Genomic DNA, 24,140 nt, shown 5'->3' with positions numbered 1-24,140 from the left:
ATTTTTTACAATGCAGCTTAGATAGGAATATAGTTGAGTATGCGCCCTGAAAACAGACTGCCGCCCGCAGCCAATCATCACCGTACCCTGTGCCACGCAAGCGCGGTGGAGTAAAGCCTGAGCGGTGACAATCAGCGCGGTTGCGAAAACATGACCATACTATTCCGCTACACGACTCCGTATTCTCAGGTATATGTTCTTTTCGACCGCAAGGCGTCCGGCGCTTCACCCCGGCTTTCTCTTGACCTCTCACTTATTTTCAGCTAGTTATCTCCGCTGGTATGCAAATTGTGCAGACCACGAACACAATGCACAATATACTTTGTAACGACAAGGAAGGAAAAGAGAGATGAGATCCACGCTTCGCTTTGTTTTGGCAGTTTTATCCATCGCTGCACTCGGTGCGCCGGCAGCTCAGATAATTTCCCTTACAGAGACTGAAGCCGGTAACTACTGGTATATGCGGCAAGTCTGGTTGGGCGGGAGTTATACTGACGACGGGTTTTCCTATGGCGATGCGGGCACCGGGCTCATCCACGCGCAGCGTTATTATGAGTATTATGGAGGCTCTGACCGGATATGGGAAAGCAAATCCATCTACTTCCAGATCGATCTCTCCTCTCTCGCGGGCCAGGCGGTGGACTCAGCCATATTTAACTTCCATGTGGCTGCGTATAACACACCCGCCGAATCCTACCTGCGTCACCTCGAAACTCAGGTGATGCCGGCCGCCGGTGATGCTGGACAACAGTTGTCGGGTGATGTGGACGTGATCGGCACACACTCCTTCACCTTGGGCTGGAACGCTGTGGATCTCACCGCTCAAATCCAATCCGACCTCGCTAAAGGTTACGCCTATACTGTTTTAAGTATCCCTGAATTCTCACAAGTTGAAGGAGAAAACCGGATCCTCTCCATCTATGGCGCATCGACTACCGTAACTGAAGGCGGCGTCCTCCTGCGACCCTACCTCTCCGTTATACCGGAGCCTCATACTTTTGTTCTCCTGACCGCCGGCGCCGTGATGCTGCGCTTCTATCGCCGCAAAAAATAGGTCGTTTACCGGTTGTTGTGCAAACAACAGCCGGATCCCGTACAACAGGGGCAATCTCTTTGTTTCGGGTGCGGCAAACAGGCGCGCTTGGTTTAGGATGCAGCCGAAAAAGAGCAGGGGAGCAGTCGTGTATGATTCATATCTTTCCCAAGACAGCCAGAGCTACCGACGTGTACCGGAGATCAAAGTGGTTTTAATCGTTGCACTCCGGCGAGTCCTGGATGGTGGGCGTTACAGAACTCGAATCTGTGACCTCCTGCGTGTGAAGCAGGCGCTCTAACCAACTGAGCTAAACGCCCGGACTGTTTGGATGCGATTCTTTCTAACAAAAAAACGCGCAGGAGTTCAATCCTGCGCGTGACGTATTTTTCCGGTTCTGTTATTGCACATCAAAGCGCTTGCCAATAATGCATTCAGCCTCAAGCCAATACTCAACGGCTCCTTTTTTATTGCCGTCATTCTGGGCTGCAAAATAGGCCGCCTCGCAGATCATTGTATAGAACTGATCCTGCGATACTGTTCTTTTAGCGGCAGTCTTTTTCGCCGGGGCTTTTTTTGCAATATTTTTTTTAGTAACTGTTTTTTTCGCCGGCACTTTTTTAGCGTCGGCTTTTGATTTCGCTACTGTTTTAGACGCGGATTTTTTTGTTATTTTCTTTTGAACTGCCATGGGATTGCCTCCTTCGTTGTTGCAATCAGTTCAACTTTAATACACTTCGACTTGAACGCAAGTTTTATTCCGGTGCAAAAGGCACTTTAACAGGATTCCAAACTGTGCTTTCATTTCCGGCTCCAAACCTCATGAAAGTCTGGGCTATGAACAGTAAAAATTATTCAATCGAAACGCGACTTTCTGCGTGGTGCGCTGAAACATTCATCGCATGTTTTCCGGATGCTGTACCGCTTGCCGATGCCATCGGCGTCATCCCGGGCCGTAATGAACAGTTTGGCGACTGTCAATGCGAAGCCGCGATGAAGCTGGCGAAAGAACTGAAAGCCAGTCCGCGCGCGATTGCTCAAAAGTTTGTCGACACTGCCGTTCTGCCGGAAGAGGTTGAAAAAATTGAAATCGCCGGTCCGGGCTTTATTAATATTTATCTGAAAACGGATTCTATCGCCGCAGAACTTCAGCGCCTGCAAACCGGCGATGCGCCGGGACTGCCGGATCTTGGTGAAGGCAGAACGGTTATCATCGACTATTCCAGCCCGAACGTCGCAAAACCGATGCACATCGGGCACATCCGTTCCACTGTTATCGGTAACGCGCTCGACCGCCTGTACCGCGCGATCGGTTACAACGTGATTGCTGATAACCACCTCGGCGACTGGGGAACGCAATTCGGACTTATCATTCTTGGCTACCGTGAATTCGCCAATCAGGACGCACTGAAAACTGCGCCGGTGGAAGAACTCGAACGCATCTATGTGCAGAGCTACAACCGTTCAAAAGAGGACGAAACGTGGCGCGAGCGTGCGAAAGCGGAACTCGTCAAATTGCAGCAGGGCGATCCTGAAAATCGCGCACTGTGGGAAAAATTTGTCGAACTTACGCTTGGCGAATTTGATAAAATCTATAAACGGCTCGACATCAAATTTGATCTTTATCGCGGGGAAAGTTTTTATAACGATCAGCTCGCCGGCGTCATTGAAAAGCTCAATGCAAAAAATCTGATCAAAGAAAGCGACGGCGCACTGATTTGCGATCTTGAGGATGAGGGTCTGAATGTTGCTATCGTGCGCAAGAGCGACGGCGGTTATAATTACACCACCACCGACATTGCCACTGTACTTTCGCGCACTGCCGAATTTCAGCCGGCAGAGATCATTTACGTCACGGATGAACGCCAGCAGCTGCACTTTAAACAGTTCTTTGCGCTCTGTAAAAAACTCGGCGTTGAAACCAGACTTACGCACGTCTGGTTCGGACTCATGCGTCTGCCGGAAGCCACCTTTTCAACGCGCGAAGGCAACGTCATTAAACTCGAAGACCTGCTCAACGAAGCTGAAGCGCGCGCGCTGGATGTGGTTAAACGCTCCAGCCCGGAGATGGACGAAGCGCAGCAGCGCGACGTGGCGCGTGCGGTGGGAACCGGCGCCGTCAAATATACCGATCTCAGTCAGAACCCGCAGAGCCTTGTCACCTTCACCTGGGAAAAAGCGCTTGCGATGGACGGCAATTCGGCGCCGTATCTGCAATATGCGTATGCGCGCATTGCCAGCGTGCGCGATAAATATGCCGCCCGGTTCCCCGGGAGAAATCCTGATGATTTTCCGATTCTCATCACCGCAGCGTCCGAACGCCGGCTCGCTTTAAAACTCTGCCGTTTTGCCGCCGCCGTTGTCACCGCCGCCAAACTTAACCGGCCGAGCGTACTCGCCGATTATCTCTATGAACTTTCACAGCTCTACAGTTCGTTTTATCAAAACGTGCCGTTCCTTAAAGCTGAAGAGGGTATCCGCGAGAGCCGCATCCGCCTCTGCTCTCTCACTGCCGCCGTTCTTAAAAACGGACTCGCCCTGCTCGGCATTGAAACCCCGGATCGGATTTGACGTATTAATAAATGGTAACCGTAATGGACTCTAAATCGACAGAAACAACACCTGAGGATGTCGGTATCCCTTCAGAAAAAATCCTGCAGCTATTAGAACAGTTGGAGCGTCAGGGACTGCCGATGCATGCGCTGGCGATCATGCGTTACGGGAAACCGGCGGCTGAGGCGTACTGGGAGCCCTTTAATAAAGACTCTCTTCATCGCGCGTACTCGATATCAAAGAGTTTTGCCAGCGTGGCCATCGGCATACTGGCGGGCGATAGAAAACTGGCGCTGTCTGACTGCGTAATTGATTATTTCCCTGAATATAAAAACTGCGATGTTCATCCCTGCATTGCCCGCACAACAGTTGAAAATCTGCTGGAGATGCGCACGCCTTTTGCCCGGGGCAGCTACATGCATTATGCCGACTGGACAAAGGCATTTTTTACGATGGAAGCAGACCATCCGCCGGGCACATTTTTTCGTTATGACACGCTCGCCTCAGTCATGCTGGGGATGCTGGTTCAGCGTCTGACCGGCATGGAGACAACTGAATTCCTGCGCGAACGGCTGTTTATTCCGGCAGGCATGCGTGAAGACATCCAATGCATTCAAACGCCATGCGGACATGACTGGATGGGATCCGGCATACTGTGTTCCGCCCGCGATCTGCTTCGATTCGGGCAGGTATGCATGCAGTCCGGTATGTTTAACGGCAAACAGCTGATTCCTGGCGATTTTATGCGCCGGGCCGTGAGCGTACGAGTGGATAACCGCGTTGGCGGTGTTTGGCCTGAACACAGTCTGGGATATGGCTATCAATTCTGGCGCACGCCGCACGGATTTGCCTGCCGCGGCATGGGAAGCCAGCTGGTGCTGTGTGTGCCGGAAGCTGATCTCATCGTAGTCACACTGGCAGATACGCAATCCATTTTGCCGGGAGATACACTGATCATGAACGCAGTATGGGATATGCTGCTGCCGGCGCTGTCAGATGAACCGCTGCCGGAAAATCCCGAGGCGACACGCGCTCTGACAGCATATACTGCCGGACTTTCATTGACACCTGTCGCCGGAAACACGACGTCATCTGCGGCGGTACAGGTCGCCGGACGCGAATATGTAATGGCGCAAAACTCGATGGGTATCAAAAAAATGCACTTTGCATTCGAGGCAGAGTCAGGCGAATGGTTCTACGAGAATGCCACCGGCACGCACAGCCTGCGTTTCGGATTCGGTAAACAGATACGCCAGGAATTTCCTGAGACACACTATTTCGGCCGAACGATGATGAAATCCGCAGGCAAAGGATATGATTGTCATGCTTCTGCGGCCTGGGCGGATGATAACACGCTGGTGTTGTGCTGTTATACAACGGATGATTATCTGGGCACGTTAAAAATAAGTTTTTCTTTCCATGAGAATGAACTAACGGTTTACAGCACAAAGTATGCTGAAATGTTTTTCGATGAATACGAAGGAATCGCGACCGGATGCATGACGCCCGGAAAATAATTCCGACGAGATTATGTTTTCAAATCATGAGTTTAAAAATTCATGATTCCCGGCGCTGAACATCACTCACCAATCGCGGAGCGAACCACACCGGCGAGAGTTTCGGCGAGACGACCGGTGATTTCATCGGTTGGACCTTCCACCATGACGCGGCACATGTTCTGTGTGCCGGAATAGCGGATGAGCACGCGGCCTTTGCCGCCGAGTTCTTCTTCAGCTTTTTTGACGGCGGCGGGCAGCCCGGTGATTTCTTCGACGGGCGGTTTTTCTTTGACGTCGATGTTGATCAGCCGCTGCGGGAATACGCTCATTATTTTTGCGAGCCCGGAAAGCGGTTTACCGGTTGCACGCATGATGGCGAGCAGCTGCAGCGCGGCGATCATTCCGTCGCCGGTGGAATGATGCTTATGAAAAATAATGTGCCCGGACGATTCGCCGCCGATGACGGCGCCGCTGGCGAGCATTTTCTCGAGCACATAGCGGTCGCCGACCTGCGTGACGGCGACATCAATGTGCTGCTCCTTCATCGCTGTAAGGAATCCGACATTCGCCATAACGGTTCCGACGACGAGGTTGTTTGCAAGCTGTCCACTCTTTTTCATCTGTGCCGCGCAGATTGCAATAATCTGATCACCGGAAAGCTCGGCGCCGGTCTCGTCAACAGCAATTAACCGGTCGGCGTCGCCGTCAAAGGCCAGTCCGACATCGGCGCCGGTTGCGAGAACTTTGGCGCGCAAGTCCTGCGTATGCTGTGAGCCGCAGCCGGCATTAATATTCATTCCATCCGGTTCCACATGAATCGCCGCAACCTCCGCGCCGAGCTCAGAAAATATAGTCGGCGCAACTTTGTATGATGCGCCGTTGGCGCAATCGAGAACAATTTTCATTCCGTCAAGCGTCAGGTTTTCCGGGAATGTATTTTTGCAGAATACGATGTAACGGCCGGCAGCATCGTCGATGCGTTTGGCTTTGCCAATCTGATCTTCGGTGGAGCGGATGTCGCGCAGCGTTCGGCCTGAAATGAGTTTTTCGATCTCCTCTTCTTCGGCATCAGGAAGCTTATAGCCGGTGCGCGAAAAAATTTTAATGCCGTTATCGTGATAGGGGTTGTGTGATGCGGAAATGACAATGCCGGCATCGGCGCGCATATCCTGCGTAATGAATGCAACACCGGGCGTCGGCAGCGGACCGAGCAGTAAAACGTCGACGCCCATCGAACAGACACCGGCAGTGAGCGCATTTTCGAGCATGTAACCGCTGAGGCGTGTGTCTTTGCCGATGACAATGCGCGGGCGGATGCGGCAGTCGTTATGATATTTTTTGCACACATACGCAACGGCGCGGCCGATTTCGAGCGCCTGCTCCGCTGTCATGTTTCCCATGTTCGCCATACCGCGAACGCCGTCGGTTCCAAAAAGTTTTCCCATAGTTTTGTTGTTCATTGGTGGTTATTCGTTGTTAGAAAAGCTCCAGAGACCGGTGACCTGATCAACAATGGGCTGCAGCCAGCCGGCTGCATCAGCGCGAGCATCAGCAGTCAGATTTGTTATTGCGGCGATGTAGGTGTCTTTACCGGCGGCTTCGATTTCACGCAGCAGCACCGGCCCGGCGGCCGGTGTTTCAAGGGTTTCGATTTTTATGCGCAGCCTGCTCCATGCACCGGAGAACGCCTGCTGCTGTTCAACCAGTGCGGCGAATTCGGCACCGGAATCTTTCAGTTTTTCAATGGAATAGTTCATTTTCCCGGCGAGCTGTTCCAGCCGGTTGAGCCGTTCGCCAAGAATTAAATCCAGATTTTTCAGCGCGCCGGTAATGACGGCACGGTCAAAATCGTCGCGTACAAACAGCATACGGACTCCCTGATACCACGCCATCAGGGCATACATATTTCCGATATAAGTCAAATTGTTGTAAATGAGGCGCCGGATATCCTTGTAGACGCCGTGATTATAGGGTGCACGTTGCGGCGCAAGCGGCTCGGGTACGTACAGCGTATTTTCTTCGAGCACATCTTTCCGGCATACCGTTCCCGCCGGAATTACGGTGCCGTACGCAATCCGTGCCGGACCGGCGAGTCCACCCTGTCCGCCGAGAAAAACAGGCTGCTGGTCCAGCAGCACGCCGCGCGGCACATCGCCGACCAGCGATGCGGTGGCTTTATCCTGATGCGGCGTGAAATTAAAATGAATATAGGATGAACCGACTTCGCTGTGGTTTTTACTGCCCGTGCCGCCCGCCATCAGCACATCACAAAAATTAACCAGACTGCCGAGCTGCACAAAGGGGAAAAGAACCGTCTGTTTAAGTCCAACAGTATGCGCGCCGGCGGAATTTTCTTCCATAATAGTGCCTTCGCGCACATGCGCACCGCTGCCGAGGCTTGTGCCATTGAAAAACACGGATCCGGAACACCAGCCGCCTTTCAGTTTAACCGTGCGGCCAAGCTGACAGTTATTCAATGTGAGCGGTGCTTCTGCGCCAAGAATACAGTCGGGTCCGATGGATGTTTTCTCGCCGTAAATCCGGCAGCCGGGATAAAAGACGGCCGTCGGGGAAATCCGTTTCAGATCAACTTCCGGCGAAATAAAAACATCGTTATCCATTCGAATAAGGCTACAAAAAATCGGCCGGCGGACAAGACATTTCGAAATTCAAAAATTACTGCTGTTAAAGTTTTTTATATCATAAGACAGTGCGGCATTTGATCTGCAGGGTACGGGTTCGGCAGAACATTTGAAGCGTGCAGAAAAAATTTTTCGTTTCCGCTTGAACCGGCGGGGATGAAGTGGCTTACTTTTACGCTCTTTTTATTTAATTTTGTAGAAATGTAACAAAAAAACAGTGAGACAGACGTATGGCCAGATCAGTACCTTTATCTAAAGTGCGTAATATTGGAATTATGGCGCACATCGACGCGGGCAAAACCACCGTGAGCGAACGTATACTTTTTTTTACCGGCCGGTCCCATAAGCTCGGCGAAACGCATGACGGCGCCGCAACGATGGACTGGATGGCCCAGGAGCAGGAACGCGGCATTACAATCACTTCGGCAGCGACTACCTGCATGTGGCGCGATCACCAGATTTCCCTGATTGACACCCCCGGACACGTGGACTTTACGATGGAGGTGGAGCGTTCGCTGCGTATTCTCGACGGAGCGATTGCGCTGTTCTGCGCAGTCGGCGGTGTGCAGCCGCAGTCCGAAACGGTGTGGTACCAGTCTGAACGCTATGAGGTGCCGAAAATTGCATTCATTAATAAGATGGATCGTATCGGCGCGGACTTTTTCTATGTTGTAGAAAACATCCACAAACAGCTCGGTGCGAATGCCGTTCCGGTGGTTATTCCCATCGGTTCATCGGAAAACTTTACGGGAATTGTCGATCTGATTGAAATGGTTGCGGTATATTATGATGAGGTCGGACAGGGTACCAGCTTCCGCGAAGAGCCGATTCCGGAAGAACTGATGGAGACAGCCAAAAAATGGCGCGCGAATCTGGTTGAAAAATGTGCTGAACAGGACGAGGAGGTGCTCGAAAAATTCTTTGAGGAAGGTGATCTCTCAAGAGATGAAATTTTAAAAATCCTGCGCAAAGCCACCTGCGCCCGTCAGGTGGTGCCGGTCTACTGCGGCTCTGCATTTAAGAACAAAGGCATTCAGCGCCTGCTCGACGGCGTCATTAATATTCTGCCGGCGCCGAACGAAATCCGGGGGATTGTTTGCACGCGCCGTCCGGAAAATCAACGCAAAGTGGATGATAATGAAGTGCTGGCCGCATTGGCATTCAAAATTATGTCCGATAAACACATGGGCAAACTGACCTATATCCGCATGTATTCCGGCACACTCGAAAGCGGCTCCACCGTCTGGAACAGTTCTGAGCAGAAAAAGCAGCGTGTCGGCCGTATCCTGCGCATGCATGCCAACCGGCAGGAAACACTGGATCAAGCCGTTGCCGGCGATATCGTTGCAGTGATCGGTCTGACGGAGACTAAAACCGGCAATACGCTGTGCTCACAGGAAGAGGAAATTTTTCTCGAAGCGATGGAGTTCCCTATGCCGGTCATCAGCATTTCAATTAAACCGGTGTCGCAGAGTGACAGTGAAAAACTCAGCGAAGCGCTCCACCGCCTCGCCGAAGAAGATCCGACCTTCACTGTGTCGTTCGATCAGGAAACCAGTGAAACCATTATTTCCGGCATGGGCGAACTGCACCTCGAAATTATTGTCGACCGCCTGAAACGTGAATTCGGCGTTCAGGCGGAAGTCGGACGTCCTGAAGTGGCGTATCGTGAAACGGCAACCTCGCCGTCCAACGGTTCCTACAAACACGCCAAACAATCCGGCGGACGCGGCCAATACGGCCACGTTGTGCTGGAGCTTGAGCCGCTCACTGCGGGCAGCGGATTTGAATTCAATAACAAAATTGTCGGCGGACGCATTCCGCAGGAATACATTCCGTCTGTGGAAAAAGGAATTATTCAGGCGCTCGGAAGCGGCCCGTATGCCGGTTATCCGGTCGTTGATATGCGTGTCAATCTGATTGACGGTTCGTATCATGATGTCGACTCCAGCGATTTCGCATTTCAAATCGCCGGGCGCCAAGGCTTTAAACAGCTCTTTATGAAAGGTCATCCGCACCTGCTCGAACCCGTCATGTCCATCGAAGTCACGATGCCGGAAGAATATATGGGACCGGTCAACGGAACCATCTGTCAGCGCCGTGGACGCATTGAATCCATGGATGAGCGCGGCGGCATGAAACTGGTTAGAGGCCATGTGCCGCTGAGCGAAATGTTCGGTTACTCCAATACATTGCGTTCGCTCACACAGGGACGCGCCACCTTTACAATGACTTTTGAGCATTATGAAGCTGTACCGTTCTCCATTGCCGAAGAAGTTGTGAAGAAGCGCCGGGCGGAAGGCAAAGTCCGCGGCGGCGAAGAATAAAATTCACACCGCAAACAAAAAGCCGCGCTGGAAAGCGCGGTTTTTTATTCAGAGCAAAACCGGCAGGACGGGTTCGGCAGCCCCGTCACGATCAAATTAAAAATGCCTGTCCGGGTCAGTTTGTGCCGTTATCTTTTTCGATCACGCCCTGTATAAACTTCACATAATTTTCAGGGCCGCCGCGCTGGTATCCGGTGCGGACAATTGTCTTGCCGTCCGGTTTTTGGATCAGCACCGTCGGAAAACCCTGGATCTGATAACGCTCCAGCAGTGCGTTGTGCCGCGCCGCAAATTCAGCGGCAGTGGGCTGTCCGTCGCGCCCGAAATCCAGCAGAACACAAATGAGATTGTCTTTGGCGTACGTTATAAAATCCGGCGTTGAAAACACCTCTTCTTCCAGCAGCCGGCACCAGCGGCACCACTGCAGGCCGCTGATGTTGACCAGAATATATTTATTCTCTTCCGTCGCCTGTTTCACCGCCGCGTCATAATCCGTCTGCCAGACCGCCGCTTCCGTCGCGGTTTTCTCGTCGCAGCCGGCCATTGCGAGTGCTGCCAGCAGTACAATTCCAGTAAATCCAAATTTCTTCATAACAGCTCCTTCAGTTTTAAGCAGTGTGTGAGAGAGAAAAAAATTATGCAATTCAAAAGGGCAAAGGTTCGGCGCGGCGCGAGTTCCCCCGATATTCGGCTTTTGACTTTCAGATGGTTTATTCTGTATAAGAGACCCCATGGAATTTATAGCATTCGATCTGGAAACCACCGGAATTCAGCCGCGTACCGACGCCGTCCTCGAAATCGGCGCCGTCCGGTTCAGCGGAACTGATCCCGTCGAAACATTCTGTACGTTCATCAATCCCGGCCGCCCGATTCCGCCGGAAGCCTCCGCCGTCAACGGCATTACCGACGACATGGTTGCCGGCGCGCCGGATATTGCGGCCGCATTAACGCAGCTCGCCGGATTCTGCGGCAGCCTGCCGCTCGTGGCGCACAATGCGCCGTTCGATTTTAAATTCCTGCACAAAGCTGTTGAAGACCATAGAACACCGGCGCCGGCCGGCGTTATCCTCGACAGTTGTGCGCTCGCCCGCATCGTCTTCCCCGGCATGCTCAACTATAAACTCGGCACCCTCGCCGGATATTTCGGCTTCACCGGCGGCACTTTTCATCGCGCCGCAGAAGACAGCATCTACTGCGGACGCCTCTTCGCCCGCATCCTTGAAGCGCTCGAAAAAGCCGGTCAGTCCGCCGGCGTTCACGCACTGCTTGAACTCGCCGGTCAGCCGCTCATGAAATTTCCGCAATACACCGGGCAGCCCGAACAGCTTGGCCTTTTCTAGAGCAGTCTTGGTTTAACTTTCCGTACCGGAACCGCGGTCAACACCCGCACAGCTGCAATGCATGATTCAATATTTGCAGGCGCGTCCGGCAGGCGCGTAATAAATAATATGAAATTATCCTGATTCGTATTGATTTAACCGCGGATTTAAACGGATGGAAACGGATCTTCACAAAGAGGCAGCCAGGAGAACGGAGAATTTTTTGACATGATTAACAGGATTTACTGGATAAAATTCAAATCCCGTTGATCCTGTAAATCCCGGCAAGAATATCTCTTTCATCCGTTTATATCCGTGTCATCCGTGGTAAAAAATACCAGTTAAGTTCATTTGATATAAATGCGGCAAATCAACTCGGGGAAGCCCCTGTCTGTGTATCTTGCACAGTTAATTTCTCAATTTAGATAAAATCTATTCTTGGAATTTTAAAAAACGCATCTTTATATAAAAATTAGAATATGTAGGGTATCGTATTACTTGACTTATAGGCAGATTGGTTTGAGTTTTGAACGGAATGGGTGTTCATGCGCAGAAGAATGCAGCGGTCAATACCGGTGCAGTAGAAAAGAGCAGGAGAAAAAAGTATGAAAAAACGGATGATGATTGCACTGCTGTGCTGTATCGGAACAGCGCAGGCGGATGTATTGGTGAAGTGGGGCAGCGACAACCTGTATTCCAATTTTGTTTTTAAAATTAATGGAGAGACGTATTCTCACGAGAAGATCGGTATCGGAAACCTTCAGATGATCTGCTACTCGGCCCTCGGGCTGAACTGGTCGACGAATGCTATCAGTGTATTTGTGGGCGAAATGCTTGCCGGCAACATATCTCTGGATGAAGCGGTTAATGCGGGTTATTGGAAACGGTGGTATGAGAAAGGCGCTGACGGAGGGGAAATGTCCGCGGATGAAAAAAGCTCGTGTGACGGTCCTGATCCTTTGGCGATAACGTTCGATATCGGGCAGCAATTTGGATTTTGGCTCCAGTTGATCTATCACGGGGACGATCCTGATCTGCAGCAGGGGCTGAACTTAGGCGGCGAGGATGATCCCTATTGGACTTATTACTGCACCGGCGGTAATTTTGAACTGTCCACTGCACAGATTGATACGCTTGATACCGGAACCATTCTTAATTTTGGAAACGGGTTGACCGGGCAGTGGGTTACAGAAGGCAGCGATCAGGTTCTGCGGCTGAATCAGGAGTTTCCAACCACGCTGGAGATGACTCCATTTGTGCCGGCGGCCATTCCCGAACCTGCCGCGGCGCTGCTGCTGCTCTCCGCCGCTGGGATGTTCGGGCTCTACCGCCGTTTTTTCAGCCAAGGCGCATAAGAAAATAAAACCGGAGAAAAATATGAAGAAACGGATGATGATTGCATTGCTGTGCAGTATCGGAACAGCGCAGGCGGATGTATTACTGAAATGGGGCAGCGATACCCCGTATTCCAATTTTATTTTTAAAATTAACGGACAGACATATTCTCCCGCTGCGCTCGGCGGTCTTGAACAGCTGGAGCTGATCTGTTACTCGGAGTTAAGTTTGAACTGGTCAACGAATATTGTCAGTGTATTTTTGGGTGAGGTGCTGGCCGGCAATGTGTCCTGGGCTGCAGCAGACAACGCTGTATACATCAAACGTTGGGATGAGGATTATCCTTATGGAGTCTCTGCGGATGAGGAGGGGGTGTGCCCCGGTGACGATCCATTGGCGATAACATTTGATACTGGACAGCACTGTTGGAATATTTTTTCAGTGGATCTATTTCGGGGATGATCCTGATCTACAGCAGGGGATAACCGTAGGAGACGGGTGGGCCTATTACTGCACCGGCGGTAATTTTGAACTGTCCACTGCACAGATTGATTCGCTTGATACCGGAACCATTCTTAATTTTGGAAACGGGTTGACCGGGCAGTGGGTTACGGAAGGCAGTGATCAGGTTTTGCGGCTGAATCAGGAGTTCCCGACCACGCTGGAGCTGGCTCCTTTTATCCCCGTTCCCGAACCTGCCGCGGCGCTGCTGTTGCTTTCCACTGTTGGAGTGTTCGGACTCTACCGTCGCGTTTTCGGTAAAGGAGAATAAGAGAGTCGAAAGTCTAAAGGTCTCAAAGTCAAAAGTCGGGAACCGGAAACGGTTGCCGGCTTTTTTGTTTCTGAAACGTAGACGCGACGCCCTCGTCGCGTACACGTATGCAGTGAATTTTTAGAGCAGTTCACGAATGAAATGCCGCGCCGGTTTTTGTAGGGCTGGAACGGGCAGTGCCCTTCCAGCCGCGGCGCGAAGGTCTTTTTGACCGTTCGCGCCCTACAATTTGAAACGGTATTTCATTCATTAACTGCTATAATCCGTTTATATCCGTGTTATCCGCAGTCAAATTCTTCATTAAGTTTGTATTTTAAATAACTTTATAAGTCTTGTATAAAAACGGGTTGCCGCTAAACTGCGCGCATGAATCGCCGGAGCATCATGCTGCTTTTTTTCGCCGCGCAATGGTTCAGCGCGCCGGCGCTTGAAACAGAGCTGCAATTCATTGCAGGCTTAACCGAAGCCGGATTTCCGGCGCTGGCCCAAAAAGTATTCGACCGTACGCGCAAAAATTCTTCGGCGGCAGAACACTTTGCGCCGGAATTGCAAATCAGAATACTAATTGCCGGGAAAAAATTTGACGCCGCACAGAATCAAATCCCGGCGCTCGAAAATCCGGCACCGCTCTGGCTTTTTCTGGCCGATACCGCATTGCGCGCCAACCAGAGCGCAATCGCAGAGGGCGCGTACAAAAACTATTTTGCGGCAAAACCGGCGCTGGACGAAAAGTTTTTGCAGGCCGCCCTTCATTATCACCGGCGCGACATCTATGAAACCGCGCTCGACCGCTCAACCGACGATCGCGCGCTGCGTCCCGTCAAGGCCAATCTCGCTGCCCTTTTAATCGAAGACGAAACGCCGGAAAATTTAGAGCGCGCCAAAAAACTGTGCGAAGAGGTTCAGCTCGGCAGTCTCGACCTCTGGTTCGGGCAGTCTGTGGTTACCTGGAACCGTATTATGCAGCGGCGCGGCGAATGGCATGAATCCACCGCAATCCTCGAAACACAGCTCGAACTGCTGTATCAGCTCGAACAAAATCTCGCCCGCCAGAATCAGCCGGTCGAACAGATCAGTCCGCTCGCCGGCGCGCGTTATCTGCTGGGACTTGGTTATGAACACGCCGGAGAACACGTCGCGGCGCTCACGCAGTTTTATAATGTCTACGCCCGGTACGGCGGCAGTGAATGGGGGCCGCCGGCGCAGGAAAAATCGCAACGGCTGATCGCACACTTTGAACGCGCCGGAAAGAGGGTTGAGATCGATCACGGCGTCAGCGCCGGTAAAATTGAAGAGAACGCGTTTCGCATTGCGCGCCGGCTGTTCTGCGAAAAAAATTATGCTGCCGCGCTGACGGAATATTGTACGGCGCTCAATCAATATCCCGAATGCGCCGGCGCTGTTGCCGCGCTGCGCGAACTTCTGATTTGTCAGATTCATACCGCCGATTCCGCCGGCGCAAAAGCAGTTGCCGCCTACACCGCCGAACGGTTTGCAGAAACGTCTGCTGCGCCGGACGCACTGCTCGCCGCCGGTAAAACGGCGCTCGACGGCAATCAAAACGAACTCGCATTCTGGATTTATAAACACTATCTCCTCCGGTTCCCGGCGCACAATCGCGCCGCCGGTGTTCTGTTCAGTTTGGCATCGCTGTTGCGAACCGCCGGCGATTTGAGCGGCGCAGAAAACTGCCTGAAAAAAATTCTGCGCGATTACCGCGATTCGGCCTTTTATATTCCGGCGCTCGGCAGGCTTGCATGGAACGCATTTGAAAAAGAGGAGTGGAATACCGCCGGTAAATTTTTTGCCCCGTACATTTCCGGTGAAACCGATCTGCAGCAAAACACGCGTGCGCGCTTTGCCTTCGCTGAGTGCTGCCGGCAGTCAGGCGAATGGGAAAGAGCGCTTGAACAGTACCGGACGCTCGAAGCGGCGCTCGCCGCAACAGAAAAAAATTATGGCGTAACCGAAGAAACGGTGCGCTTTAATCTGCCGTTTCTAGAAAAATCTATATTTTATCAGGGAATCTGCTGTGCAAAACTCGAAAACTTTTCCGCCGCAGTGTCAGAACTCAACCGCTTCATTGCAAACTTTCCGGTGTCAGAATTTATTTTGCAGGCGCATTTTGCCAAAGGAACGGCGCAACTGAACTTAAAAGAGTATTCCGGCGCACTGACAGCCTTTGCGGTGTTTAATGCCGACAGCGAGCGGCGGTTTTTAGAGCCGGTGCTGTTTTATCGCGCGCAGGCGCATTTCGAAACCGGAGAATTTTTACCGGCGGTTCAGCGTATTGACGAGCTGTTTGCGCGCTGGCCGGAATCGGCTTTTTTCTTCGATGCCGGAATTCTGCAGGGACGCGCATTCACTGCCGTACAACAAACCGGCGATGCCATTCGTATTCTGAGTGAAGTGCTTGGTGTTGCAACGGACGATTTAATTATCCACCGCGCAACCCTTGAGCTTGCGCGGGCGCAAACCGGCGCGGCGGAAAAACTCGCCTCATTGCAGCGCGTCGCACTGCTCGCCGATCCGGCACAGCACGCTGACTTTATAATTCCGGCACTGACTGAAAGCCTGCCGCTGTACCTCGAACTCAACCGCCCGCACGACCTGCTTGCCGATGCCGACCGCCTGCTCACCGAGTTTTCAGACCGCATTAACACCGACGAAATTCAGCGCTGGAAAAACCGGACTGCAGAGATGTTAACCGCAGATATCGCGGATGGAGAGAGATAAAATGGGAGAAAACATATTGTATGAAGAAGTAAGCGGAAAAATCATCGGCGCTGCTATTGCGGTATTAAATGAATTAAAACCCGGCCTGGATGAAAAATTATATGAGCGCGCATTGACCATAGAGCTGCAGGAAACGGGATTAAAAACGGAACAGCAAAAACAATTTCCGGTGAAATATAAAGGACATGATATTGGGAAGCTGATCCCTGACTTAATTGTCGAAGATCTGATTATTGTTGACCCGAAAGTTGTTCAATCGTTCACAGAAACGCACGTTGTTCAAATGATCGGGTACCTCGCTAAAACCGGTTTACGGCTGGCACTTCTCATTAATTTTAAATACTCGAAACTGCAATGGAAACGAGTTGTCAGGAATCAGGAATTTAACCGCGGATTACACAGATGAAAACGAATTATAAACATAAACTCAGTCAGAATCCGTATCTGTTTATATCCGTGTTATCTGCGGTTGCTCTTTTTCCGCTGCCGTATGCGATTCATTCGCTATGAAAACGAGTTGTCAGGAGTCAGAAATTTAACCACGGATTACACAGATGAAAACGGATTATAAAAATAAGCTCAGTCAGAATCCGTATCTGTTTATATCCGTGTTATCCGCGGTTGCGATCTTTCCGCTGCCGTATGCGATTCATTCCGCTATGAAAACGAGTTGTCAGGAGTCAGAAATTTAACTGCGGATTACACCGATGAAAATGAATTATAAACATAAACTCAGTCAGAATCTGTATCCGTTTATATCCGTGTTATCCGCGGTTGCGATCTTTCCGCTGCCGTATGCGATTCATTCCGCTATGAAAACGAGTTGTCAGGAGTCAGAAATTTAACTGCAGAGTACACAGATGAAAACGAATTATAAACATAAACTCAGTCAGAATCTGCATCTGTTTATATCCGTGTTATCCGCGGTTGCTGTCTTCCCGCTTCCGGTCTTTCCGGCGCCGTATGTGATTAATTCCGCGGGAACGAAGATTGAAGGAACGGCAATCAAATCGTCAGCGGATGGCACGGTGCAGTTAACAACTAAAAACGGACAGGTGTTAACATTCCGCGCCGGCGGCTATCAGCAGGCTGCCGCCGATCCGCCGCCGGAGATAGCGCAGGTTGAAGCGTTCGCCAGGGGCGGTCGGCTTGCCGAAGCGGCGGCGCTGTTAAAAAGTGTGAAAAGGGATTATGTCTGGCTCGGCTGGGACCGGCGCGCAAGCCTGATGCTGGCCCGCATTGAACTGGCACGGGAAAATTTTGCCGGCGCGGCGGCAGAATATGAAGAGCTGTTTGCGGTGCAGCCGCAGTTAAAAAAATCGCCGGCGGAGCGCACGCATTATATGCAGGCGCTGCTCGGCGCCGGCAGAATTCCGGAAGTTGCGGCGATGGTCGATGAAGATATCGCGAGCGGTTCGCGCGCAGCGGCGGCACGGGCGCAGATTATCCGCGGCGATATGAAATTTGCCGCCGGTCAGGCGGAAGAGGCCCTGCTCGACTATCTGCGCACCGTCATTCTGTTTCGCGAGCAGACAGCCGTTCAGCCTGAAGCGATTTATAAAACCGGCGTCGCGTTGAAAAAGCTGAACGATCCGCGCGCGCCGGAATTTTTTAACCGGGTGATTAGCGAATTTCCCGCTTCAGAATTTGCAGTCTTAGCCAAAGGAGATGTGAAATGAAAAAAATATCAGTAGAACAAATCATCAATCAATCAACTGGAGGGTCGCCGGCCCCGGCGACCGGACAGCGAGGCCGCTGTCCCTCCGGCCTGTTGTTTGCGGTGTTAATGTCTATTTGCACCGTGACAGCGCGCGCGCAGGAAATTGTCGCGAACGAAAGCGTTCAGGCGGCGGAAGAGCCGGTCGCCGGCACGGGATTTATGGATGTAGTGTTAGACGGCGGATTTCTCGGTGTCGTTCTGTGGCTGTCGCTCGCGGCGCTGTCGGTCGCCGGAACCTATCTGATTGTGGACTCATTTATTAAAATCCGTGTCAGGCGGATTATTCCGGCGGCGCTGGTTCATAATATTCGCGCCGCACTGAATTCCGGCGACCTGCAAACTGCCGGATCGCTTTGCGGCGGAGAACCGGGCGCGCTGTCGAATATTCTGTCGGCCGGTTTTTCAGACGCCGGCGAAGGAATGGAAGCAGTACAGGATGCGGTTTCTGTTGCTGCCGACCTTGAAAGCGAAAAAATAATGCAGCGGATTAATTATCTGAATGTCGTCGGCAATCTCGCGCCGATGCTCGGGCTGCTCGGAACGGTACAGGGAATGATTCTGGCATTCGCCACACTTGGCACCGAAGCCGGCGCCGCCAAAAATGCGATGCTGGCAACCAACATCTCTCAGGCGCTGTATACCACCGCGGCCGGTCTGGTCATCGCAGTGCCGACGCTCGGATTCTTTTCGTTTTTCCGCAATCGCGCCGCAAAAATTATTCTCACCATGGAAGCGCTGACGCTGGAGTTGATGAAAAAGGTGAAAGGAGAGTCGCAGGTCTGAAGGTCAAAGGTCGCAAGTCATTTGATGTGGGCTTTCGACGTTTAGACTTTGGACTTTCGACAATGAATCATGGCACGTTTAAAACAGGCTGATGGCAATATTAACATGACGGCGATGATCGACGTGGTGTTTCAAATGATCATCTTTTTTGTCTGCACCGTTCAGCTCGAAAAAGAAGCGGTCAGCGAATTTCTGCTGCTGCCGGATTCACCGCACGGACCCCTGGTCGCTGAAGAAAAAGATCCGCGCACGATCACCGTCGAGGTGGATGACAAAGGGAGGATTTTTATCGCGCGCACGCCGCTTTCCGGTGAACGGCTGAAACAGATTCTTGCGAAAACGGTGGCAGAGTACGGCGCCGCCGGTCCGTCAATTCCAATCCGTATCCGCGCCGATGCCGCCGCGAAACATTCAGATGTCAAACGTGTTCTCGATGCCTGCACCGGCGCCGGACTTTATAAAATCAGTTTTATCGCGACGAAGGATTCAGCCAAAGGCAGTCAAAGGTCTGAAGGTCGAACGTCTTAAAGGCGCAAGAGGAGAAGAAATATTATGAATAAAGTGGAACGGTTTGAAGATTTACGGATCTGGCAGGATGCGCGCATCCTGGTGCAGCAGATATACGGTGATTTCAGAAAAATCCGGGATTACAGCTTCCGCGATCAGATTCAACGTGCCGGAGTTTCAATGCGGAATTGGAACGTTAGAGAATTATTTGCGCAAATGACTTTCGACTTTTGACCTTCAGACGTTCGACCAAATTATGAAACGAAAAAAACGAGTGCGCGAGGATGTTCCGATCGAAGTGTCGATGACGCCGATGATTGACGTGGTATTTCAACTGCTGATTTATTTTCTGGTAACGTTTTCTACACCGGACGTGCTGGCGCATCTGGATGTTTCACGTCCGGCGCCGGATCCGTCGCAAACGGAACAACGTACGCCGCCGAAAATGATCCGCATTGCTGTATTTACTGAGGGCGGTTTTGAAAACGGCTACAGCCTGAACGGACGTGCGGTTTCGCGCGCGGAGTTAACATCGATTGTAATGCGCCTGGCCGGGTTCAGTAAAAATCAGACGGTACTGATCACCTGCGCCGGCGGCTCGGAACATGCGAAGCTGGTGGGCGTTTTAGATCTGTGTGCGCAAAACGGACTTTCAAAAATTTCGGTGGTAAGCGCGGAGTAAGAGAATGGCCACAAAAAAGCACGAAAATTCACAAAAAGAGGAGGGATATGCATATTCACGAACTTTGTGATGTTGTGCGCGAGACCAGTTTCGCAATACATAAGTATCATCGGAACGGACATTTGGAAAAAATTTATGAGCATGCTTTGTTTCACCGGCTCCAAAAAGCCGGGTTAAAAGTAAAACAACAATACCCGTTAACTGTATATGATGAGGACGGGACAAATTTGGGAGAGTATTTTGCTGATTTGTTTATTGAAGATCGTCTGATTGTTGAGTTGAAGGCGTGCAGAGCGACTACCGAAGAACACATCGCGCAACTTTTAGGTTATTTAAAATCATCACGGATTCGCGATGGATTGTTGATTAATTTCGGTTCCCCAAAACTCTACATTAAAAAATTTATCATGGATTAAAATAAATAATGAAAAGTCATGGTCACAAAAACATCAAAAACACACAATGGTAACACAGCTCCGGTCTTGTGGCTTCTTGTGTTTTTGGTGGCTATAGAAAAATAATATGCTTCAGAAATATATTAGCAAAATTCTAGATCGTTTCGGCGGGCTGGCGGCGGCAATCGCAGTTAATGCGATCGTGCTGATTGTGCTGATTAATCTGGTGATTTTTGAAGCGCTGGACACAGGCCGCGAGGTGCAGGTTCAGGTAATGGAGCACGAAGAGATTCCGGAAATCGAGCAAGCGCTGCAAAAACTGGATGAACTGCCGCCGGACAGTAATTTAATGACTGCGCCGGGCGATGTTCCGGCGCTGCCGGACGTGCCGGTGGAAATGTCGGCACCGGATATGCCGGACCTTGCCGGGCTGGCAATGCATGAAATTCAGAGTCCGCTGGTGATGCAGGGACTGTTTGCAGGGCGCTCCGCCGGCGCGCGCAGTAACCGGCTGCAACAGTTCGCCGGCGGTTACGGCGAGCAGGTTGAAGCGGCGGTGATGCGGAGCCTGGAATGGCTGGCGGCGCAGCAGACGCCGGAAGGATATTGGGGCGCGGTATCGGCGTATAATCAAAGCTGGCATCAGCGCGAGTGGATTGCATCGATGATGAATGAGCAGCGCGCGACGCGGTTGACGGCGCTGGCGCTGCTGGCATTTCTGGCGCACGGCGAAACACCGGCGTCGGAACAATTTGGCGGCACGGTTCAGCGCGCGATCGAATATCTGCTTTCGCAGCAGCAGCCGGACAGCGGATTGTTTGTTCCGCTGGCAGCGGTGCGGCCGGAAAAATCCGGCGAGGATCTCGGTGTGTATGCACACGCGCAGGCGACATATGCGCTGGCGGAGGCGTATGCATTAACGCGTGCGCCGGCGCTGAAAGCATCGGTGGAAAAAGGCATTCGCGTGATCAGCGCCGGTCAGTTGCATTGCGGTGCGTGGGGCAACTGGTATGAACAGGATATCGCCGACGCGTCGGCGACAAGCTGGCAGGTGCAGGCGTTGAGGGCGGCCGAGGCCGCCGGAATTTTACTGCCGGAAATTCCGGCGGCGCTGGAGCGCGCGGCGCAGGGAGTCGCATTTTTGTATAAAGGAAACGGAATCTGGTTTTACCGGAAGGGCGATCTGCTGATCGCGCCGCGCGAGGGCGGGCCGGTCATGAGCGGCGCGATGGTATTGAGTTTGCAACTGCTCGGTTTGCATACCGACCCGATGGTCTCCGCCGGTTTGCGTTACATGCATGAGTTCGGCGTGAGCGACTGGGAAACGGCGTGGCTGAATCCGATTAATAAAAGCCTGCCGGCGACGTATGAGTGGTATTACAACACGCAGGCGGTGTTCCAGCGCGGCGGTTCACGGTGGAAAACCTGGAATGCAAAGTTTGCGCCGATGCTGCTGTCAAATCAGCACGCAGAGGGCTGGTGGCTCGGGCCGAATCAGAAAACCGGCGAAGAAAAAATTTATTCCACCGCGCTGTGCTCACTGTCGCTGCAGGTCTATTACCGCATTCTGCCGTCGTTCTCGCCGCCGGAACACCGCGCCCCGCGCGTGACGTTTGATGATGATGTGATCATTACGATCAGATAATAAAAAACGCGCCGGAATGCCGGCGCGTTTTTGTTTCAACGGCTGAATGATTAAGCCAAACGCTTTTTCATTTCCTTGAGCTGTTCTGTCATGCGTTTCGGCAGTTTATCGCCGAACTCCGCGAGATACTCTTCGGCATCCGCAACCGTTTTACGGAAGAGATCTTTATCGACTTTCATCAGTTCATTCCAATCGGCTTCCGGGATGTCGAGTCCGTCGAGCGTAATTCCGCCCTCTTCCGGCATCAGACCGATCGGCGTTTCTCTGGCACCGACTTTGCCTTCAACGCGTTCGCACATCCATTTTAGCACGCGGCTGTTTTCGCCGAATCCCGGCCACAGCCATTTGCCGTCTTCGTCTTTACGGAACCAGTTGACGTAGAAACAGCGCGGCGCTTTGTCGCCGAGTTTGTCACCCATATCAAACCAGTGCTGCATGTAATCGCCGCCGTTGTAGCCGATGAACGGCGTCATGGCAAACGGATCAAAACGCAGAGACTGTTTGACGTCGAGCGCGGCGGCAGTTGGTTCAGAAGCAGCGGTTGCCCCCATATACACGCCGTGATCAAAGCTGTAGGCTTCATGAACGAGCGGCATAGTGTTTGTGCGGCGTCCGCCGAAAATGAAGATGTCAATCGGAACGCCGGACGGTTTTTCCCAGTCGGCGCAAATCACCGGACACTGCGCCGCCGGTGCAGTAAAGCGGCTGTTCGGGTGCGCTCCGGGGATTTTTTTGCCGTCGGCATCAACCGTACCCGGTTTCCACGGCTGGTTTTTCCAGTCAGTTCCGCCTTCGCAATCAACGCCCATGCCTTCCCACCAGATATCGCCGTCGTTAGTGACCACCACGTTGGTGAAAATGCTGTTGGAACGGCAGGTTGCCAGTGCCATCGGATTGGATTCCTGGCTGGTTCCCGGCGCAACCCCGAAGAAGCCGGCTTCCGGATTGATGGCGTAAAGACGTCCATCCGGGCCCTGCTTCATCCAGGCGATATCGTCGCCGACGGTTTCCACTTTCCAGCCCGGAACCGTGGACTGCAGCATGGCGAGATTGGTTTTTCCGCAGGCGCTCGGGAATGCCGCCGCGATATGGAACTGACGTCCTTCCGGGTTCGTGAAGCGGAGAATGAGCATGTGTTCAGCCATCCAGCCTTCATGGCGTGCCATATTGGATGCGATACGCAGCGCCAGGCATTTTTTGCCGAGCAGCGCGTTGCCGCCGTACCCGGAGCCGTAGGACCAGATCAGATTTTCTTCCGGGAAGTGCGCAATATATTTCTGTTCAATCGGCGCGCACGGCCAGCGGCTGTCTTTCTGTCCCGGCTCCAGCGGAGCACCGACAGAGTGCAGACACGGGATAAATTCACCGTCCTCACCCAGCAGTTCAAGAACCTTTGAAGAGACGCGCGTCATAATGTGCATATTTGCCACAACGTACGGGCTGTCCGTGATTTCGATGGCGTTTTTCGCGATTGGAGAATCGATTGGACCCATACAGAACGGAATGATGTACATTGTACGGCCCTTCATACAGCCGGTGTACAGTTTCGTCATCGTTTTTTTCAATTCAACCGGATCAATCCAGTTATTCGTCGGGCCGGCATCCTCCTGTTTGCGCGAGGCGATATAGGTGCGGTTTTCAACGCGCGCCACGTCGGACAGATCGGAATTAAACGCATAGCAGTTCGGACGTTTTTCTTCATTCAGCTTAATTGCCATTCCGCTGGCAACCATTTCGCCCATTAAGCGGTCATATTCCTCTTTGGAACCGTCACACCAGACAACGCGGTCGGGCGTACACATGGTTTCAATTTCCGCCACCCATTCAAGCAGCTTTTTATGTTTAGTCGGGGCGCTCATTTTTCCTCCTGTTCTATAGTTTAATAAGTTGGCCGTTTCTAAATCGGGTAAAATTCCGGTGAGTCTGCCAAAACCCGATGCAGCAAGTCAAACGCTGAGCGAATAAAATACTGCGGGGCAATGTTATCGTTTCAATATCACCGGGTTTTGCATCAGGGCAGCGATGCAGGCTTAAGTTTGAATTTGGAACAGGATTAAACGCGCCCGGAGGTCGCGTTCCACCGGGGATATCGCCGCCGCGCTGCCTGCCATTCGGCGAGTGCTTTTTTGAATCGCGTAAGTTTACGTTAATTGCCGCCGGCGCTGCCCGGCATCTGCCGTGCCCTTCTTCGA

General features: G+C 52.1%; 22 protein-coding genes and 1 tRNA gene. 17 read left to right on the top strand and 6 right to left on the bottom strand.

Going from position 1 to position 24,140, the window contains the following annotated elements; translation table 11 throughout:
* Positions 1–349 precede the first annotated feature (349 nt).
* Positions 350–1,054 (top strand): hypothetical protein, encoded by a 705-nt coding sequence (locus tag WC959_04725; GenBank protein ID MFA5688434.1) that lies wholly within the window; start codon positions 350–352, stop codon positions 1,052–1,054.
* A gap of 222 nt (positions 1,055–1,276) precedes the next feature.
* Here the strand turns inward: WC959_04725 and WC959_04720 are convergent.
* Both WC959_04720 and WC959_04715 read right to left on the bottom strand, forming a co-directional pair.
* A tRNA-Val gene (locus tag WC959_04720) sits at positions 1,277–1,353 on the bottom strand.
* 80 nt (positions 1,354–1,433) lie between these two features.
* Positions 1,434–1,649: a DUF2934 domain-containing protein gene (locus tag WC959_04715; protein MFA5688433.1), complete on the bottom strand. Its 216-nt coding sequence runs from the start codon at positions 1,647–1,649 to the stop codon at positions 1,434–1,436.
* Between the two features lie 221 nt (positions 1,650–1,870).
* Between WC959_04715 and argS the strand changes: the two genes are divergently transcribed.
* The gene (gene argS, locus WC959_04710; protein MFA5688432.1) at positions 1,871–3,604 is read left to right on the top strand and encodes an arginine--tRNA ligase; all 1,734 of its coding nucleotides are present in this window, start codon (positions 1,871–1,873) and stop codon (positions 3,602–3,604) included.
* Positions 3,605–3,627: 23 nt separating this feature from the next.
* Positions 3,628–5,103, top strand: coding sequence for a serine hydrolase (locus WC959_04705; GenBank protein ID MFA5688431.1), 1,476 nt, complete (start codon positions 3,628–3,630; stop codon positions 5,101–5,103).
* A 62-nt stretch (positions 5,104–5,165) separates the two neighbouring features.
* Here WC959_04705 and glmM read toward each other — a convergent pair whose 3' ends face one another.
* Positions 5,166–6,545: a phosphoglucosamine mutase gene (glmM, locus tag WC959_04700; protein MFA5688430.1), complete on the bottom strand. Its 1,380-nt coding sequence runs from the start codon at positions 6,543–6,545 to the stop codon at positions 5,166–5,168.
* A 6-nt stretch (positions 6,546–6,551) separates the two neighbouring features.
* Positions 6,552–7,706 carry a hypothetical protein gene (locus WC959_04695; GenBank protein MFA5688429.1) on the bottom strand — a complete coding sequence of 385 codons (1,155 nt, stop codon included), beginning with the start codon at positions 7,704–7,706 and terminating at the stop codon, positions 6,552–6,554.
* 251 nt (positions 7,707–7,957) lie between these two features.
* On the opposite strand from WC959_04695, the gene fusA reads away from it, so the two are divergent.
* On the top strand, positions 7,958–10,054 hold the full coding sequence (gene fusA, locus WC959_04690) for an elongation factor G (GenBank protein ID MFA5688428.1): 2,097 nt from the start codon (positions 7,958–7,960) through the stop codon (positions 10,052–10,054).
* A 115-nt stretch (positions 10,055–10,169) separates the two neighbouring features.
* On the opposite strand, the gene WC959_04685 is transcribed toward fusA, so the two are convergent.
* The gene (locus WC959_04685) at positions 10,170–10,646 is read right to left on the bottom strand and encodes a DUF255 domain-containing protein (GenBank protein MFA5688427.1); all 477 of its coding nucleotides are present in this window, start codon (positions 10,644–10,646) and stop codon (positions 10,170–10,172) included.
* 139 nt (positions 10,647–10,785) lie between these two features.
* On the opposite strand from WC959_04685, the gene WC959_04680 reads away from it, so the two are divergent.
* The 13 genes from WC959_04680 (at position 10,786) to WC959_04620 (ending at position 21,948) form a co-directional block, all read left to right on the top strand.
* Positions 10,786–11,394: a 3'-5' exonuclease gene (locus WC959_04680; GenBank protein ID MFA5688426.1), complete on the top strand. Its 609-nt coding sequence runs from the start codon at positions 10,786–10,788 to the stop codon at positions 11,392–11,394.
* A 584-nt stretch (positions 11,395–11,978) separates the two neighbouring features.
* Complete coding sequence (locus WC959_04675) at positions 11,979–12,728, top strand: hypothetical protein (protein MFA5688425.1); 750 nt, start codon at positions 11,979–11,981, stop codon at positions 12,726–12,728.
* Between the two features lie 22 nt (positions 12,729–12,750).
* Complete coding sequence (locus WC959_04670; protein MFA5688424.1) at positions 12,751–13,170, top strand: hypothetical protein; 420 nt, start codon at positions 12,751–12,753, stop codon at positions 13,168–13,170.
* Positions 13,115–13,480, top strand: coding sequence for a VPLPA-CTERM sorting domain-containing protein (locus WC959_04665; GenBank protein MFA5688423.1), 366 nt, complete (start codon positions 13,115–13,117; stop codon positions 13,478–13,480). The genes WC959_04670 and WC959_04665 overlap by 56 nt, the downstream gene beginning before the upstream one ends.
* A 384-nt stretch (positions 13,481–13,864) precedes the next feature.
* A complete protein-coding gene (locus WC959_04660) occupies positions 13,865–16,216 on the top strand; it encodes a tetratricopeptide repeat protein (GenBank protein MFA5688422.1) in 2,352 nt (783 codons plus the stop codon).
* A gap of 1 nt (position 16,217) precedes the next feature.
* Entirely contained in the window at positions 16,218–16,622 is a 405-nt protein-coding gene (locus WC959_04655; protein MFA5688421.1) for a GxxExxY protein, read from the top strand.
* A 454-nt stretch (positions 16,623–17,076) separates the two neighbouring features.
* On the top strand, positions 17,077–17,895 hold the full coding sequence (locus tag WC959_04650; protein ID MFA5688420.1) for a hypothetical protein: 819 nt from the start codon (positions 17,077–17,079) through the stop codon (positions 17,893–17,895).
* Positions 17,892–18,719, top strand: a complete 828-nt coding sequence (locus WC959_04645) for a MotA/TolQ/ExbB proton channel family protein (GenBank protein ID MFA5688419.1) — start codon at positions 17,892–17,894, stop codon at positions 18,717–18,719. The genes WC959_04650 and WC959_04645 overlap by 4 nt, the downstream gene beginning before the upstream one ends.
* A gap of 69 nt (positions 18,720–18,788) precedes the next feature.
* A complete protein-coding gene (locus tag WC959_04640) occupies positions 18,789–19,247 on the top strand; it encodes a biopolymer transporter ExbD (GenBank protein MFA5688418.1) in 459 nt (152 codons plus the stop codon).
* Between the two features lie 24 nt (positions 19,248–19,271).
* The gene (locus WC959_04635) at positions 19,272–19,460 is read left to right on the top strand and encodes a four helix bundle protein (protein MFA5688417.1); all 189 of its coding nucleotides are present in this window, start codon (positions 19,272–19,274) and stop codon (positions 19,458–19,460) included.
* Between the two features lie 22 nt (positions 19,461–19,482).
* Complete coding sequence (locus tag WC959_04630; GenBank protein ID MFA5688416.1) at positions 19,483–19,908, top strand: biopolymer transporter ExbD; 426 nt, start codon at positions 19,483–19,485, stop codon at positions 19,906–19,908.
* 47 nt (positions 19,909–19,955) lie between these two features.
* Positions 19,956–20,324 carry a GxxExxY protein gene (locus tag WC959_04625; GenBank protein ID MFA5688415.1) on the top strand — a complete coding sequence of 123 codons (369 nt, stop codon included), beginning with the start codon at positions 19,956–19,958 and terminating at the stop codon, positions 20,322–20,324.
* 106 nt (positions 20,325–20,430) lie between these two features.
* The gene (locus tag WC959_04620; protein MFA5688414.1) at positions 20,431–21,948 is read left to right on the top strand and encodes a hypothetical protein; all 1,518 of its coding nucleotides are present in this window, start codon (positions 20,431–20,433) and stop codon (positions 21,946–21,948) included.
* Between the two features lie 50 nt (positions 21,949–21,998).
* Here the strand turns inward: WC959_04620 and WC959_04615 are convergent, their stop codons facing one another.
* Positions 21,999–23,807, bottom strand: coding sequence for a phosphoenolpyruvate carboxykinase (GTP) (locus WC959_04615; protein ID MFA5688413.1), 1,809 nt, complete (start codon positions 23,805–23,807; stop codon positions 21,999–22,001).
* Positions 23,808–24,140 lie beyond the last annotated feature (333 nt).

This window comes from Kiritimatiellales bacterium (genome assembly GCA_041656295.1).
Lineage (GTDB): Bacteria > Verrucomicrobiota > Kiritimatiellia > Kiritimatiellales > Tichowtungiaceae > Tichowtungia.
This window is presented reverse-complemented; position numbering and strand designations above follow the sequence as displayed.